12 protein-coding genes are annotated in these 15,838 nt (G+C 60.0%); 7 read left to right on the plus strand and 5 right to left on the minus strand.

Features of this window, described 5'->3' with window-relative positions:
- Positions 1 to 25: 25 nt before the first annotated feature.
- Positions 26 to 598: a LemA family protein gene (locus ACEPAJ_RS17785; RefSeq protein ID WP_425916651.1), complete on the minus strand. Its 573-nt coding sequence runs from the start codon at positions 596 to 598 to the stop codon at positions 26 to 28.
- 202 nt (positions 599 to 800) lie between these two features.
- Here ACEPAJ_RS17785 and ACEPAJ_RS17790 point away from each other — a divergent pair, with 202 nt between their 5' ends.
- The 7 genes from ACEPAJ_RS17790 to ACEPAJ_RS17820 all read left to right on the plus strand — a co-directional run bounded on the left by ACEPAJ_RS17790 (position 801) and on the right by ACEPAJ_RS17820 (position 12,243).
- Entirely contained in the window at positions 801 to 2,135 is a 1,335-nt protein-coding gene (locus ACEPAJ_RS17790) for an imelysin family protein (RefSeq protein ID WP_425916653.1), read from the plus strand.
- Positions 2,136 to 2,440: 305 nt separating this feature from the next.
- Positions 2,441 to 3,856 (plus strand): di-heme oxidoredictase family protein, encoded by a 1,416-nt coding sequence (locus tag ACEPAJ_RS17795; protein WP_425916655.1) that lies wholly within the window; start codon positions 2,441 to 2,443, stop codon positions 3,854 to 3,856.
- 9 nt (positions 3,857 to 3,865) lie between these two features.
- On the plus strand, positions 3,866 to 4,927 hold the full coding sequence (locus ACEPAJ_RS17800) for an imelysin family protein (protein WP_425916657.1): 1,062 nt from the start codon (positions 3,866 to 3,868) through the stop codon (positions 4,925 to 4,927).
- A 9-nt stretch (positions 4,928 to 4,936) separates the two neighbouring features.
- On the plus strand, positions 4,937 to 6,031 hold the full coding sequence (locus tag ACEPAJ_RS17805; protein ID WP_425918084.1) for a DUF1513 domain-containing protein: 1,095 nt from the start codon (positions 4,937 to 4,939) through the stop codon (positions 6,029 to 6,031).
- 190 nt (positions 6,032 to 6,221) lie between these two features.
- A complete protein-coding gene (locus tag ACEPAJ_RS17810) occupies positions 6,222 to 7,847 on the plus strand; it encodes a methyl-accepting chemotaxis protein (RefSeq protein ID WP_425916659.1) in 1,626 nt (541 codons plus the stop codon).
- Between the two features lie 187 nt (positions 7,848 to 8,034).
- Positions 8,035 to 9,165, plus strand: coding sequence for an efflux RND transporter periplasmic adaptor subunit (locus ACEPAJ_RS17815; protein WP_425916661.1), 1,131 nt, complete (start codon positions 8,035 to 8,037; stop codon positions 9,163 to 9,165).
- Between the two features lie 27 nt (positions 9,166 to 9,192).
- Positions 9,193 to 12,243: a multidrug efflux RND transporter permease subunit gene (locus ACEPAJ_RS17820; RefSeq protein ID WP_425916663.1), complete on the plus strand. Its 3,051-nt coding sequence runs from the start codon at positions 9,193 to 9,195 to the stop codon at positions 12,241 to 12,243.
- Positions 12,244 to 12,342: 99 nt separating this feature from the next.
- Here the strand turns inward: ACEPAJ_RS17820 and ACEPAJ_RS17825 are convergent, their stop codons facing one another.
- The 4 genes from ACEPAJ_RS17825 to ACEPAJ_RS17840 form a co-directional block, all read right to left on the minus strand.
- A complete protein-coding gene (locus tag ACEPAJ_RS17825; protein WP_425916665.1) occupies positions 12,343 to 12,567 on the minus strand; it encodes a hypothetical protein in 225 nt (74 codons plus the stop codon).
- Positions 12,568 to 13,143: 576 nt separating this feature from the next.
- Entirely contained in the window at positions 13,144 to 14,787 is a 1,644-nt protein-coding gene (gene groL / locus ACEPAJ_RS17830) for a chaperonin GroEL (protein ID WP_411184165.1), read from the minus strand.
- Positions 14,788 to 14,845: 58 nt separating this feature from the next.
- Positions 14,846 to 15,139 carry a co-chaperone GroES gene (locus ACEPAJ_RS17835; RefSeq protein ID WP_019827816.1) on the minus strand — a complete coding sequence of 98 codons (294 nt, stop codon included), beginning with the start codon at positions 15,137 to 15,139 and terminating at the stop codon, positions 14,846 to 14,848.
- A 214-nt stretch (positions 15,140 to 15,353) separates the two neighbouring features.
- Positions 15,354 to 15,803 (minus strand): FxsA family protein, encoded by a 450-nt coding sequence (locus tag ACEPAJ_RS17840; RefSeq protein ID WP_425916669.1) that lies wholly within the window; start codon positions 15,801 to 15,803, stop codon positions 15,354 to 15,356.
- Positions 15,804 to 15,838: the final 35 nt, after the last annotated feature.

Raw genomic sequence — 15,838 nt, forward strand, 5'->3', positions numbered from 1 at the left:
ATCAATTGCCCTGGGTTATCCACGGTTAACCAAACAGCGATTTGAGGTCGACATCGGCCTTTTCCGACTCGCTAAATTGCAACAGCACGGCTTCCTTAAAGGCAAATGCGCGCGCAATCAGCACATCGGGAAATTGCTCGATGCGCACGTTGTTCAAGTTGACCGCTTCGTTATAAAGCTCGCGCCGGTCGGCAATGCCGTTTTCCAGGCCACTGATGCGCTGTTGCAAGTGCTGGAAGCTTTCATTGGCTTTAAGTTCCGGGTAGTTCTCGGCAAGCGCAAACAGCTGACCAAGCCCGGCACGCAAACCCGTTTCGGCCTTGCCCAGCGCCTGCATGTCACCTTTTGCCTGAGCATTAGAAACCGCCTGACGTGCGGCAATAACGGCCTCCAGCGTGCCGCGCTCGTTCTGCATGTACTGTTTGCAGGTTTCCACCAGTTTGGGCAGTTCTTCGTGACGCTGCTTGAGCATCACCTCGATATTCGACCACGCCTTGCTCACGCCGTGCTTTAAACGCACCAGCGCGTTGTAGAGCACCACGGCATAGGCCGCGAGCAGAATCAGCAGCACAACAATGACGACACTGGTCAGGCTCATGCGTTACTCCGAGCTGTTATCAAAAAACAATTTTGTTGGGCATTTTAGCCCTATCAAATAGCCCCATCGCAGACCTTGCACACAGCTATTAGTGAAAAAACACCAACGACCCTTTGCGCAAAATGAAAATCTTTCGCATTATGGTTAAGTTTTTGCGCCTACTTGCACGGGCACTTCACTCTTACTTGCAAAGGATTCCGCCATGCTCCGTATGCCCCTGGCCTCAGCCAGCCTGCTTGCCATCGCCATTTCACTCGCAGGTTGCGGTGAAGACAAAGCCCCCGCCAACCAAGCCGCCTCCCCTGCTGCCAGCAGCACCAGCGCACCGGCAGTGGTCGCCAGCCAAGTCGACGAAGCTGCCAGCAAAGCTGTCGTCAGTCACTATGCGGACCTGGCCCTGGCCGTTTTCAGCGACGCTGCCAGCACCGGTAAGGCACTGCAAAGCGCAATTGATGCACTGCTCGCCAACCCAAATGACGACACCCTGAACGCCGCCCGTGAAGCCTGGTTGGCAGCCCGCACGCCGTATATGCAAAGTGAAGTGTTCCGTTTCGGCAACGCCGTAGTCGACGACTGGGAAGGCCAGATGAATGCCTGGCCGCTGGATGAAGGGCTGATCGACTACGTCGCCACGGACTACCAGCACGCCTTGGGCAACCCGGGCGCCAGCGCCAACATCATCGCCAACACTGAAATCCAGGTCGGTGAAGACACACTCGATGTCAGCACCATCACGCCAGAACTGCTGGCCAGTCTGAATGAACTGGGCGGTTCCGAGGCCAACGTTGCCACCGGCTACCACGCCATCGAATTCCTGCTCTGGGGCCAAGACCTCAATGGCACCAACCCAGGCGCCGGCGAGCGACCTGCAACCGACTTCGTGGTAGGCGAAGGCGCTACCGGTGGCAATACCGAACGCCGCCGTGCCTTTATCAAAGCGGCCAGCGATCTGCTGGTCAGCGACCTCGACGCGATGGTTGTGCAATGGCAAGCCGGTAACGCCGACAACTACCGCGCCGAACTACAAGCCGACACCGCCGAGAACGGCCTGCGCAAGATGCTCTTCGGCATGGGCAGCCTGTCGCTCGGCGAATTGGCCGGCGAGCGCATGAAGGTCGCGCTGGAAGCTAACTCCACTGAAGACGAGCACGATTGCTTCAGCGACAACACCCACAACTCGCATTTCTACAACGCTAAAGGGATCCGTAACGTTTACCTGGGCGAGTACAAGAAAGTTGACGGCAGCACCCTGAGCGGCCCGAGTTTGTCGTCGCTGGTGGCCAAGGCTGACGCCGCCGCCGACAACACACTGAAAGCGGACCTAGCAGCCACAGAAGGTAAACTGCAGGCACTGGTCGACAGCGCCAACAACGGCCAGCACTTCGACCAGCTAATCGCGGCTGACAACACCGAAGGCCAGCAGATCGTTCGTGACGCCATCGCCGCCCTGGTCAAGCAAACCGGCGCCATCGAGCAGGCAGCCGGCAAGCTGGGGATCAGTGACCTGAATCCGGACACCGCTGACCACAGCTTCTAAGCGCGCAGAACTTGCCGCGCGTTTAGACGCTGCGTTGAAACAGCCTCTTTCGCGTTAGCTCACAACGTCCGAAAAGCGATAGTGCATAGAAAGCCGCGACGCCTTAACTGGCGTCGAGGCTTTTTTTTTCGCCTGCACTTCCGGACGGGTACCTTTCTGGGCTGTCGCGCCATAACACCAGCAAGCGCTTCTGGCGTTTTACGGCCTGCGACCTTCAACCACCACTGATAATGCAAATCCGTCTTATTTAATGCAGATCAGGCTGTTAATATCGGCGGCCTGTTTTTCTGTCGCGGACCCCTCCCATGCTTGCGCCGCATCGCATTGCTTTCCTGCTGGCCTTGAGCCTGAGCTTGGTCGCCTGCGATAAACCCCCACAGTTCGCCCAGGCAGAGCCTGGCGAAGCCCTGTCTGCCGGCAGTGCCACTGTGCGTAAGGCTGACCAGAATGCCTTTTCCTTGCCCTCGGCTAATCTGTCGCCTTCACGTCGGCTGGATTTCAGCGTCGGTAACAGTTTCTTCCGCAACCCTTGGATTAGCGCACCGGCCACCACCACCGCGCGTGATGGGCTGGGCCCGCTGTTCAACACCAACGCCTGCCAGAACTGCCATATCAAGGACGGTCGCGGCCACCCACCAGGCCCGGGCGCACAGAACGCGGTGTCCATGCTGGTGCGCCTGTCGATCCCGGCAGGCAGCGAGCATGCGCAGATCATCAAGCGTCTTGGCGTACTCGCCGAACCGACCTATGGCAGCCAATTACAGGACATGGCCAACCCTGGCACTGCGCCTGAAGGCAAGGTACGCGTCAGTTACAGCCTGCAACGCGTGCGCTTTGCCGATGGCCTAGAGGTCGAACTGCGCAAGCCCACCCTTGAGATCAGCCGGCTCGGCTACGGCGCCCTGCATCCCGACACGCTATTTTCCGCTCGCATCGCCCCACCGATGATCGGTCTCGGCCTACTGGAAGCCATTAGCGAAGCTGACATCCTGGCCAATGCCGACCCTGAAGACCGCAACGGCGATGGTATTTCCGGACGTGCCAACCAAGTCTGGGACCGTGCCGAGCAGCGCACGGTGCTCGGGCGCTTCGGCTGGAAAGCCGGACAACCCACGCTCAACCAGCAGAATGCCGAAGCCTTTGCCAATGACATGGGCCTGACCAGCAATCTGATTAGCCAGGACAACTGCACGGCGGCACAGCGGGACTGCCGTACCGCACCCCACGGCGGCGAGCCGGAAGTCAGCGACAACATTCTGGCCAACGTTCTGTTCTACACCCGCAACCTCGGCGTACCCGCACGACGCGGCGCGGACACCACGCAGGTAATCACCGGCAAAAACCTGTTCTATCAGGCCGGCTGCCAAAGCTGTCACACCGCGCAATTCACCACCGCCGGCGACGCTGCCGAGCCAGAACTGGCCAATCAAACAATCCGTCCGCACAGCGATTTGCTGCTGCATGACATGGGCGCCGGCCTGGCCGACAATCGCCCGGAGTTCCTCGCCAGCGGCCAGGAATGGCGCACCCCGCCCCTGTGGGGCATTGGTTTGACGGAAACGGTTAATGGCCACACCCAGTTTCTGCATGACGGTCGCGCACGCAACCTGCTAGAGGCCATCCTCTGGCACGGCGGCGAAGCGCACGCCGCCAAACAACACGTCCTGACTTTCAACGCTGATCAGCGCCATGCGCTGTTGGCTTTTCTGAACTCGCTGTAGGAGTCACTCATGATCCGCTCCCCCCTGGGCCTGGCCCTACTCAGCCTGACACTCACAGCTTGCAGCCCGAGCAACCCGCAACAGCAAGTCAGCCAGGCACTGACAGATGGCGTGCTGCTACCCATCTACAGCGCATGGCACGAAGCCGACCGCCAACTGGCCGTGAGTGCCCAGGCCTTCTGTAGCGACCAGCAGAGCCTGACCGAGGCCCGCCAGGCCTTCGCCAGCGCGCAAAGCGCCTGGGCGGCGGTGCAACCGGCTGCGGTCGGCCCTTTGGCCGAAGGCAACCGTGCGTGGCAGGTGCAGTTTTGGCCCGATAAGAAAAACCTGGTCGCGCGCCAAGTTGAAGCGCTGCTCAACAGCAAGCCTGAGCTGACCCCGGCCGATCTGGATAAATCCAGCGTCGTCGTGCAAGGCCTGACAGCCTATGAATACCTGCTGTTTGATCCGGCGATTGACCTGAATAACGTTGAGCAGAAGGCCCGCTATTGCCCATTGATGGTCGCCATTGGTGAGCATCAGCAAGTACTCGCCGCCGATGTGCTGGCCAGTTGGCAGCGTGCCGACGGCATGGCCGCGCAGCTAAAGAACTTCCCCAATGAACGCTACGCCGAAGCAGCGGAAGCGGTGGCGGAGTTGCTGCGCACCCAGGTCAGCGCCATCGACGGGCTGAAAAAGAAGCTTGGCACGCCCATGGGCCGCCAGAGTAAAGGCCAGCCACAGCCTTATCAGGCCGAAGCCTGGCGCAGCAAAGCCAGCCTGACCAATCTTGCCGCCAGCCTGGCCAGCGCCGAACGCATTTGGCTGGGCGCCGAGCAGGATGGCATGCAGGCGTTGCTCGGCAGCGACCACGCCGAGCTAAAACAGCGCATCAACGCGGCCTACAGCGACACCCGTCAGCGCCTGGCCGCCGCACAGCGTCCGCTTGGCGAGCTGCTCAGTGACGAAGCCGGCCGCGCCGAGCTGAACGCCCTGTATGACAGCCTGAATACCCTGCATCGCCTGCATGAGTCGGAACTGGCGAAGACCCTGGGCATTCAACTGGGCTTCAACGCCCATGACGGTGACTGAGTGATGCAGATCAAACGCCGTACCTTCCTGGGGCTGGGCGCTGCTGCCTTAGCGGCTAGCGCCTTGGGTGGCTGGACACTGATGCACGGCGGCCCACAACCGCTGCTGCTCTCGGCACGCAATGACAGCAGCGGCAAGCATTTCGCGGTGGGCTACCGCCTGGATGGCAGCCAGGTGTTTGCCACCCAGGTCAACGAACGTTGCCATGACGTTATCGGCCATCCGTTTCTACCGATGGCGTTGTTTGTCGGGCGCCGTCCAAGCACCGAGAGCTACCTGATCGACACCCGTGACGGCCGCCTGCTGCAAACCCTGCGTTCAGAAAAGCAGCGCCACTTCTACGGCCATGCGGTGTTCCACAAAGACGGCGAATGGCTGTACGCCACGGAGAACGACACCCGCGATCCCGGTCGCGGTGTACTGGGGGTTTACCGCCTGCAAGGCGAACAACTGCAGCGCAGCGATGAACTCTCGACCCACGGCATCGGCCCGCACCAGCTGCTCTGGCTGCCAGACGGCGAAACCCTGGCGGTGGCTAATGGCGGCATCCGTACTGAAGCCGATAGCCGGGTAGAGATGAACCTCAACGCCATGCAGTCTAGCCTGGTGCTGATGCGTCGCGACGGCAGCCTGATCAGCCAGGAGCAACTGCCAGAGCAGATGAACAGCGTGCGGCATATGGCCGTTGCCAGCGATGGCACCGTCGTCACCGGCCAGCAATACATGGGCGAACTCAGCGATCGAGTACCACTCCTGGCGATCAAGCGCCCCGGCCAGCCCTTCCAGCATTTCCCGGTGGCCGATGCGCAGCGCCAGCTGATGAATCAATACACGGCCAGTGTGGCAATCCACAGTGAGCTACGCCTGCTGGCCTTGACTGCACCACGCGGCAATCGGGTGTTTATTTGGGACCTGGACAGCGCCGCGCTACGCCTTGATGCGCACCTGGCTGACTGCGCGGGCGTCGGCGCTGTGGCTGACGGCTTTGTCGTCAGCAGCGGCGTGGGCCGTTGCCGCTTGTACGACTGCCGCAGCGAGCGCATCGCCAGCAAGCCCCTGCAGCTGCCTGCGGGGCTATGGGACAATCACCTGCGCCTGGCCTGAGCGCTTAATCGCAGGCCCTCCCCGCATAACGGTAATATACCTGCGACAGGCTAAAGAACGCTGTCGCAGAGCCGATCTATACTTTGAGTGCCGCTCGCCACGGCTCAGTCAATACCTGTCGATAGGGACCTTCGCAGTTAGGGCGCACTAAGCGTCAACGGCATCTCACCTCCCACAGTCAGGTACCCCAATGTTTCTGCAAAAGTCCTTACGCGCGCAAATTCTCGCCCTGCTCGGCGGCAGTCTGGCGCTGATTCTGGTCACCGCGCTGGCCTGCTTCAGCTTTCTGTCCAGCGGTATGCAAGCCTACCGTGGCCTGCTGGCGGGACCGCTGGAGGCGTCGACACTGATAGATGTGACCAACCTCAACTTCAAGACCCAAGTCCAAGAATGGAAGAATGTCCTGTTGCGCGGCAGCGACAAGGCGCAACTGGACAAGTATTGGGGCCAGTTCGAAGCGCAGGAACGCAAGGTTCAGGAAACGCTGGGTAATTTGAGCGATCTGGCCAGCGGCGACAATATCCTCAAAGGCAAGATTGACAGCCTGCGGCGCGAGCACCAGTCACTCGGCGTCAATTACCGTAAGGGCCGCGACGCCTTTATCGCGGCAGGCGCTGATGCCGCCGTCGGCGACAAAGCCGTGTCCGGCATTGACCGCAACACCGCACAGCAATTGGAAGCCCTGTCCAGCGAACTGCACAAGCAAAGCCTGGAGCAAGCCAGCCTGATCAATGCCTCAGCCGACCGCACTATCACCTACGGCACCCTGCTGATGCTCGGCGCTACGGTCGTGATCGCACTGTTCAGCCTGTGGCTGATCAACCGCAACCTGATCAACCCGATCCGTGAGCTGATCGACCATATCGCCCAATTGAGTCACGGCAATTTCGGCAAGCGCGTTGAGTCCACCCGGCAGGATGAGCTCGGAAGGCTGGCCATAGCCGCCAATATCCTGCGCGACTTCCTCGCGGACACCTTCACCCGCCTCAAGCGCAGCACCGAAGACCTCGACACCGCCAGCGGCGAGCTTAATTCAATCGCCACCCTGATGGCCCAGGGCACCCGTGACCAGTTCTCGCGCACCGACCAGGTGGCCACGGCGATGCACGAAATGTCCGCCACCGCCCAGGAAGTGGCACGCCACGCGGCTGAAGCCGCGAATGCCGCCGATGACGCCGACAGAGCGGCACGCCAAGGAGAAACCGTGATGCAGGCCACCATCCAGACCATCACCGATATTCGTGGCGAAATCAGCAACACCTCCGACGTCATTCGCCGCCTGGAAAGCGACACCGGCCGCATCAGCAAGGTGCTAGAAGTGATTCGCGGAATTGCCGAGCAAACCAACCTACTGGCCCTCAACGCTGCTATCGAAGCCGCGCGGGCAGGCGAGCAGGGCCGCGGTTTTGCCGTGGTGGCTGACGAGGTGCGCACCCTGGCTCAACGCACGGCCGAGTCCACCGCAGAAATTCACCAGATCATCGACACCGTGCAAACCGGGGCCATCAATGCAGTACGTGCCATTGAGAGCGGCCAGCAACGCAGCGAAGAAGGCGTGACTCAGGTCACCGAAGCTGGGGCCACCCTGCAGCTGATCACCCAAGCGGTTGAAGCCATCCGCGACATGAACCGGCAGATTGCCACCGCCGCCGAGGAGCAGACCTCGGTTGCCGAGGACATCTCGCGCAACCTCACCGAGATCACCGCCATTGCCACGGCGAATCAGGAGAACGTGCAACGCACCGAAAGCGCCGGGCAGAACCTGCACGAACTGTCTGGGCAACTGAGTGACGTGACCCAACGCCTAAGCGCCTAACCCGCGCAACGGTAAGCAAAATGCCAGCAAATGCTGGCATTTTGCTTATTAAACGATCAATAAACCCGCGGCAACCGGCCCTGCAAAATTTTGCAAATGCGAATCTTTGACATGTCTTTTAAGGGGGACTACTGTGCCCCACTTGCCTATTCCCAGGCCCCTCCCCGTCTTGCCAAGGAACCGGAATATGTTGCTCCGCCGCATGCTGATCATGCTCGGTGTGGTACTCCTCGTGGTACTCGCCCTCGCCGCCTATAAAGGCTTCTCCATCTACCAACAAGTGCAGATGTTCTCAGCTCCGCAGCCGGCCATCAGCGTGGATGCCGCGACGGCAGAAGAACGCCCCTGGCAGAGCCGCCTGCCGGCCATCGGCACGCTGGTCGCCTTCCAAGGCGTCGACCTGACCGTTGAGGTCGCCGGTACCGTACAAAAGGTGCTGTTCCGCTCCGGCGAGCAGGTCACCCTGCAGCAGCCGCTGATCCAGATGAACAGCGATGTTGAGCAAGCCAGCCTGGCCACCGCACAGGCTGAGCTGGGCCTGGCGCGCGTGGAATATGAGCGCGGCCGCAGCCTGGTCAACCGCCAGAGCATCTCCAAGAGTGAGTTCGACCGCCTTTCCGCCAGCCTGCAAAAAGCCAACGCCAGCGTGGCGCAGCTACAGGCGCTGCTGGCGAAAAAACGCATCCTGGCCCCCTTTGCCGGCACCATCGGCATCCGCCAGGTCGATGTCGGTGACTACCTGGCCTCCGGCACCGCCATTGCGACCCTGCAGGATCTGAGCAAGCTCTACGTCGACTTCTTCCTGCCGGAACAGGCCGTGCCCAAGCTGAGCATCGGCGAACGCGTGCGCTTCAACGTGGCGGCGTACCCGGACGAGGTGTTCGAGGGCGAAATTGCCGCCATCAACCCCAAGGTCGAAGACACCACCCGCAACGTGCAAGTGCGCGCCATGCTGGTCAACCCGGACAGCAAGCTGCTGCCCGGTATGTTCGCCAACCTGGAAGTCCTACTGCCGGGCGAGCAGAACGTCGTTGTCGTACCGGAAACTGCGATCACCTACACCCTCTACGGCAACTCGGTGTACCTGATCAGCGAGAAAAAGGATGACAACGGCCAGGTGGTCAAAAACGACAGCGGCCAGGCCGAACTGGCGGTCGAGCGCCGTTACGTCGATACCGGCGAACGCCGTGAAGGCCAGGTGGTGATTGTTAAAGGTCTGCAAGCCGGTGAGCAGGTGGTGTCTGCCGGCCAGCTGAAGCTGGATAACGGTGCCCACGTGCGCATCGCCAACGCGCAGGACAAGCCGAGCGCCGACTAATCGGGCGCGGCTCAAAGGAACTTATTTATGGCTTTTACTGATCCCTTTATCCGTCGCCCGGTACTGGCGACGGTGGTCAGCCTGCTGATTATCCTGCTTGGTTTCCAGGCATTCAGCAAACTGACCATTCGCCAGTACCCGCAGATGGAAAACGCCCTGATCACGGTGACCACGTCCTATCCCGGGGCCAATGCCGAGACCATCCAGGGCTATATCACCCAGCCGCTGCAACAGAGCCTGGCCAGCGCCGACGGCATTGATTACATGACTTCGGTAAGCCGGCAGAACGTGTCGATCATTTCGATCTACGCACGTATCGGCGCCAACAGCGACCGTTTGTTTACCGAACTGCTGGCCAAGGCCAACGAGGTGAAAAACCAGCTGCCGCAGGATGCGCAAGACCCTGTACTGAGCAAGGAAGCCGCCGACTCCACCGCACTGATGTACGTCAGCTTCTACAGCGATGAACTGTCCAACCCGCAGATCACCGACTATTTGTCACGCGTCATCCAGCCCAAGCTGGCCACACTGCCCGGCATGGCCGAGGCCGAGATTCTCGGCAATCAAGTATTCGCCATGCGCCTGTGGCTCGACCCGGTGAAGATGGGTGCCTATGGCGTGACCGCCGGCGACGTCAACGATGCGGTGCGCAAGTACAACTTCCTCGCCGCTGCGGGTGAAGTAAAAGGCGAGTACGTGGTCACCAGCATCAACGCCGAAACCGACCTCAAGTCGCCCGAGGCCTTTGCCGCTATCCCGCTGAAAACCGTGGGCGATAGCCGGGTGCTGATCCGCGATGTGGCGCGGGTGGAAATGGGCGCAGAAAGCTACGACGCAATCAGCTCCTTCGACGGTACGCCGTCGGTGTACATCGCCATCAAGGGCACACCAGGGGCCAACCCGCTGGATGTGATCAAAGAAGTACGCAAGGTCATGCCGGACCTCGAAGCCCAGCTGCCACCCAACCTCAAGGTATCCATCGCTTACGACGCCACGCTGTTTATCCAGGCGTCCATCGATGAGGTGGTCAAGACCCTGTTTGAAGCGGTGCTGATCGTCATCGTCGTGGTGTTCCTGTTCCTCGGCGCCTTCCGCTCGGTGCTGATCCCGGTAATCACCATTCCGCTGTCGATGATCGGCGTGCTGTTCTTTATGCAGCTCATGGGTTACTCGATCAACCTGCTGACATTGCTGGCCATGGTGCTGGCGATCGGCCTGGTGGTGGACGATGCCATCGTGGTGGTGGAGAACATCCACCGGCATATCGAAGAAGGCAAAACGCCGTTCGATGCGGCCATCGAAGGCGCACGCGAGATCGCCGTACCGGTGGTGTCGATGACCATCACCCTGGCGGCGGTGTACGCGCCTATCGGCTTCCTTGAAGGCCTCACGGGCGCCTTGTTCAAAGAGTTTGCCCTGACCCTCGCGGGCGCCGTAATCATCTCCGGCATCGTCGCCCTGACCCTGTCTCCGATGATGTGCGCCAAGCTGCTGCGCCACGAAGAGAATCCGTCGGGCCTCGCGCACAAGCTCGACCAGATTTTCGATGGCCTTAAGCAGCGCTATCAACGCGCCCTGCACGGCACCCTGGACACGCGCCCGGTGGTGCTGGTGTTTGCGGTGATCGTCATGTGCCTGATCCCGGTGCTGCTTAAATTCACCAAAAGCGAACTGGCCCCCGAGGAAGACCAAGGCATCATTTTCATGATCGCCAACGCACCGCAGCCCACCAACCTGGAATACCTGAACAAGTACACCGATGAATTCGTCAGCATCTTCAAGGAGTTCCCCGAGTACTACTCCTCGTTCCAGATCAACGGCTTCAACGGCGTGCAATCGGGTATCGGGGGTTTTCTGATGACCCCGTGGAACGAGCGCGAGCGCACGCAAATGGAGATCCTGCCGGAGGTACAAAGCCGTCTGTCGCAAATTGCCGGCCTGCAGATCTTCGGCTTCAACCTCCCTTCCCTACCGGGCACGGGTGAGGGCCTGCCGTTCCAGTTCGTGATCAATACGCCGAGTGACTATCAGTCACTGCTGCAGGTCGCGGAGAAGGTCAAAACACGCGCTGTGGAATCCGGCAAGTTTGCCTTCCTCGACGTTGACCTGGCCTTCGATAAGCCAGAAGTGGTGGTGGAGATCGACCGCGAGAAAGCCGCGCAAATGGGCGTATCCATGGAAGACCTCGGCCTGACCCTGGCCAGCTTGCTCGGTGAAGGTGAGATCAACCGTTTCACCATCGACGGGCGCAGCTACAAGGTGATTGCCCAGGTCGAGCGCGCGTACCGCGATAATCCCGAGTGGCTGGGCAGCTACTACGTGAAAAGCGAAAGCGGCGCGATGCTGGCCCTGTCCACCCTGGTCAAGGTCAGCGACCGCGCCCGGCCGACCCAGCTCAATCAGTTCCAACAACTCAACTCGGCGATCATTCAGGGCGTACCGATCGTCAGCATGGGTGAAGCCATCGAAACCGTTGAGCAAATCATGCGTGAGGAAGCGCCGGCGGGCTTTGCCTACGACTTTGCCGGCGCCTCGCGCCAGCTGGTGCAGGAAGGTAACGCGCTGTACGTGACCTTTGGCCTAGCCCTGGCGCTGATCTTCCTGGTGTTGGCGGCGCAATTCGAAAGCTTCCGCGACCCACTGGTGATTATGGTCACGGTACCGCTGTCGATCTGTGGCGCGCTGATACCGCTGTTCCTCGGCCTGTCGAGCATGAACATCTACACCCAGGTGGGCCTGGTCACACTGATTGGCTTGATCACCAAGCACGGCATCCTGATCGTCGAGTTCGCCAACCAGCTGCGCCGCGAAAAAGGTCTGTCGCGGCGTGAGGCCGTTGAGGAAGCGGCGGCGATTCGCCTGCGTCCGGTGCTGATGACCACCGCCGCGATGGTCTTCGGTATGGTGCCGCTGATCCTCGCCACCGGCGCCGGCGCGGTCAGCCGCTTCGATATTGGCCTGGTGATCGCCACCGGCATGTCGATCGGCACCTTGTTCACCCTGTTCGTGCTGCCCTGTGTCTACAGCCTGCTGGCGCAACCGGATGCACCCGCAGCACCTGCCAAGGCTCACGGATAACACAGCGAAGCGAACCGTGGCGGCCATGGAAGGCCGCCCACAAAAAGCCCTGCAATGCAGGGCTTTTTTGTGGCTATCGAGTACGTCAGGTAAAGCGCATCAACCTTGCGAGCGCCCTCCCTGGGACAGGCTAAACATAAACAGCAGCAGGTCCTGATCAGGCCTCATCACCTCGCTCGCGCGCGCCTGCAGCGGTAACGGGCAGTAGCCCCGCTCACTCAACGTGATGACCTGGGGGCTGGCTTCGTGCCAAGCCGCCGCCGCGAGCGAAGCCACACTGAGTGCGCCTACTAAAAACAAACCTCGTGCGATTTCTAACTTCATCACTGCAACCTCTTGATAGCGCTGCCAAACGCTGTTTATGGACCTTAGTTCACTGATCACCGCTGCGTCGCGTTAGGCGACCGACGGCCGTTAGTGCCGGACGCTTCCGGCAACTGCATTCAGATCGTCCTGATCCACACGCAAGCCATTTGGCAGGCCACGCCTTCGAACCGCACACGCACCAATGGTTCAATACTTCGGCAAACCGAGGCGTGCGCCCTGGGCGGTAACAACCCCAAGGTCACTTAATTGCCCATTTGCATTAAAGCGGTGCTTCATAGAACACACGGCTTTAAAGCAGTCACTGGCAAGCCGTAAACGACACCCACCCCGTAAAAACAGCGTGGTAGAGCACATCCAGGTGAGGTCAAAACAAGAAGCGGCAATACTGCTTGGCAGCACTGCGCAAGTTGACAGGCTCCAGTCCGGGAGCACGTATTACCCAAAGCAATTGGCGTACCGCTTTGCTGTGCCGGAATGTTATAGCGCAGAAAAATGAAAACCCCGTGACAGGCACGGGGGTTTCTTTACAAGGTGCAAGCCGCCTGGCGGCGGCCTGCTGGGAGCCAGGCTGGCTTACATCATGCCGCCCATGCCACCCATACCGCCCATGTCTGGCATACCGCCACCGGCCGGCTTGTCTTCAGCCACTTCAGCGATCATCGCTTCGGTGGTGATCATCAGGCTGGCGATCGAAGCAGCCGCTTGCAGCGCCGAACGAGTCACCTTGGCTGGATCGAGAATACCCATCTCGATCATGTCGCCGTAGGTATCGGTCGCGGCGTTGAAGCCGTAGTTGCCCGAACCCTGCTTAACCTTGTCGACCACTACGCTTGGCTCGCCGCCAGCGTTGGAAACGATCTGACGCAGCGGTGCTTCAACCGCACGACGCAGCAGCGCGATACCGACGTCCTGATCAGCGTTCTCGCCTTTCAGTTCGCTGATGGCCTGCAGAGCGCGCACCAGTGCCACGCCACCGCCAGGTACCACGCCTTCTTCAACGGCTGCGCGGGTTGCGTGCAGAGCGTCGTCAACGCGGGCTTTCTTCTCTTTCATTTCAACTTCGGTACCGGCACCGACTTTGATCACGGCAACACCGCCAGCCAACTTGGCCAGACGCTCTTGCAGCTTCTCTTTGTCGTAGTCGGACGAAGTGTCTTCGATCTGCTTACGGATCTGCAGAACGCGCGATTCGATATCAGCCTGAACGCCAGCACCGTCGATGATGGTGGTGTTTTCTTTGCTGAGGATGACGCGCTTGGCGTTACCCAGGTGCTCCAGGGTGGCGCTTTCCAGGCTCAGACCGATCTCTTCGGAGATGACGGTACCGCCAGTCAGCACAGCGATGTCCTGCAGCATGGCCTTGCGACGATCACCAAAGCCTGGCGCCTTAACGGCAGCGACTTTAACGATACCGCGCATGTTGTTCACAACCAGAGTCGCCAAGGCTTCGCCTTCAACGTCTTCAGCCACGATCAGCAGCGGACGGCCGGACTTAGCCACAGCTTCCAGAACTGGCAGCAGCTCACGGATGTTGGAGATTTTCTTGTCAACCAGCAGGATCAGCGGGCCGTCAAGTTCAGCCACCATGGTGTCTGGCTTGTTGATGAAGTAAGGGGACAGGTAGCCACGGTCGAACTGCATGCCTTCAACAACCGACAGTTCGTTTTCCAGGCCCGAGCCTTCTTCAACGGTGATCACGCCTTCTTTACCGACTTTTTCCATGGCTTCGGCAATGATTTCGCCGATGGAGGTGTCGGAGTTAGCGGAGATCGAACCCACCTGAGCAATGGCCTTGGTGTCAGCGCACGGCTTGGACAGGTTCTTCAGCTCAGCAACGATGGCGATAGTCGCCTTGTCGATGCCGCGCTTCAGGTCCATTGGGTTCATGCCGGCAGCGACGGCTTTCAGGCCTTCGTTGACGATGGCTTGAGCCAGAACGGTCGCGGTGGTGGTGCCGTCGCCAGCGTCATCGTTAGCGCGCGAAGCAACGTCTTTAACCAGCTGAGCGCCCATATTCTCGAAGCGATCTTTCAGCTCGATTTCTTTGGCAACCGAAACACCGTCTTTGGTGATGGTTGGCGCGCCGTAGCTCTTCTCGATAACAACGTTACGGCCTTTCGGGCCGAGGGTCGCTTTTACCGCGTCAGCCAGAACGTTAACGCCAACGAGCATTTTCTTACGGGCGGAATCGCCGAATTTAACTTCTTTAGCAGCCATGATGGTTATTCCTTAATTCGTTCAAATAGAGCGCAATTGGTAGCGACGGACGCTGCAATCAGCCTTCGATAACGGCGAGAATTTCGTTCTCAGCCATTACCAGCAGGTCTTCGCCATCAACTTTGACGGTGTTGCTGCCGGAGTACGGGCCGAACACCACTTTGTCACCGACCTTGACGGCCAGCGCACGCACTTCACCGTTGTCCAGCACGCGGCCGGTACCGACAGCGAGGATTTCACCGCTGTTGGCTTTCTCAGCAGCGGAACCTGGCAGAACGATGCCGCCTGCGGTTTTCTTTTCTTCTTCGCTGCGACGGATTACGACGCGGTCATGCAGAGGACGAAGCTTCATTGTCGATCTCTCCCAATAGATGGTTTTTCGACCGGTGTATGCACCGGTGGGTTAGCAAAATCCGGCTAGGCCGGTAGCACTACGCCAGGCGCAGCGCTGAAGTCTGATTTGTCTGAATGACAAAAAACCTTGCGGTGACCGGTACATAGGGGCGCGCGGAGGGATTTCAAGGGCTGAGGGCGAATTCTTTATCGAAAATTACGCGCCGAGTCGCTCACTCGCGGCGCTCGTACTCGCCTTCCAGCACATTCGGGCGCACTTGCCCCGAGCGCGCGGCCTGATCATCAAAAAAAGCGCGCTGACGCATGGCCTGCTCGGCAGCACGCAGGCGCACCTTGTTGACCAGCAAACGGCGGGTGAAGGGGATCAGGCAGAAGATCCCGAAGAAATCGCTGATAAAGCCGGGCAGCAGCAGCAGGCCACCGCCGACAGCAATCAGCAGACCTTCAAGCATCTCCTGCTCAGGCAACTCACCACGCGCCAGTTTTTCGCGCGCCCGCCACGCCGTGGCAACACCCGCCACCCGCAGCAGCACACTGCCGAGAATCGCCGAGCCGACGACCAGCAGCAGAGTCGGCAATACGCCGATGGTGCTGCCCACCTGAATCAGCACGGCCAGCTCAATAATTGGGAAGAGCAAAAATAAGAACAGAAAAGCACGCATCAAAGGTTCCTTAACGGAAGAACAGCTTCCAGTAG

It is taken from the genome of Pseudomonas sp. GWSMS-1, from assembly GCF_049847425.1.
Classification (GTDB): Bacteria; Pseudomonadota; Gammaproteobacteria; order Pseudomonadales; family Pseudomonadaceae; genus Aquipseudomonas.

Coding starts and splice junctions, on each gene's coding strand:
- ACEPAJ_RS17785 (WP_425916651.1), bottom strand. CDS start 598: ATGAGCCTGACCAGTGTCGTCATTGTTGTGCTGCTGATTCTGCTCGCG.
- groL (WP_411184165.1), bottom strand. CDS start 14,787: ATGGCTGCTAAAGAAGTTAAATTCGGCGATTCCGCCCGTAAGAAAATG.
- ACEPAJ_RS17790 (WP_425916653.1), top strand. CDS start 801: ATGCTCCGTATGCCCCTGGCCTCAGCCAGCCTGCTTGCCATCGCCATT.
- ACEPAJ_RS17825 (WP_425916665.1), bottom strand. CDS start 12,567: ATGAAGTTAGAAATCGCACGAGGTTTGTTTTTAGTAGGCGCACTCAGT.
- ACEPAJ_RS17835 (WP_019827816.1), bottom strand. CDS start 15,139: ATGAAGCTTCGTCCTCTGCATGACCGCGTCGTAATCCGTCGCAGCGAA.
- ACEPAJ_RS17810 (WP_425916659.1), top strand. CDS start 6,222: ATGTTTCTGCAAAAGTCCTTACGCGCGCAAATTCTCGCCCTGCTCGGC.
- ACEPAJ_RS17795 (WP_425916655.1), top strand. CDS start 2,441: ATGCTTGCGCCGCATCGCATTGCTTTCCTGCTGGCCTTGAGCCTGAGC.
- ACEPAJ_RS17800 (WP_425916657.1), top strand. CDS start 3,866: ATGATCCGCTCCCCCCTGGGCCTGGCCCTACTCAGCCTGACACTCACA.
- ACEPAJ_RS17840 (WP_425916669.1), bottom strand. CDS start 15,803: ATGCGTGCTTTTCTGTTCTTATTTTTGCTCTTCCCAATTATTGAGCTG.
- ACEPAJ_RS17820 (WP_425916663.1), top strand. CDS start 9,193: ATGGCTTTTACTGATCCCTTTATCCGTCGCCCGGTACTGGCGACGGTG.
- ACEPAJ_RS17815 (WP_425916661.1), top strand. CDS start 8,035: ATGTTGCTCCGCCGCATGCTGATCATGCTCGGTGTGGTACTCCTCGTG.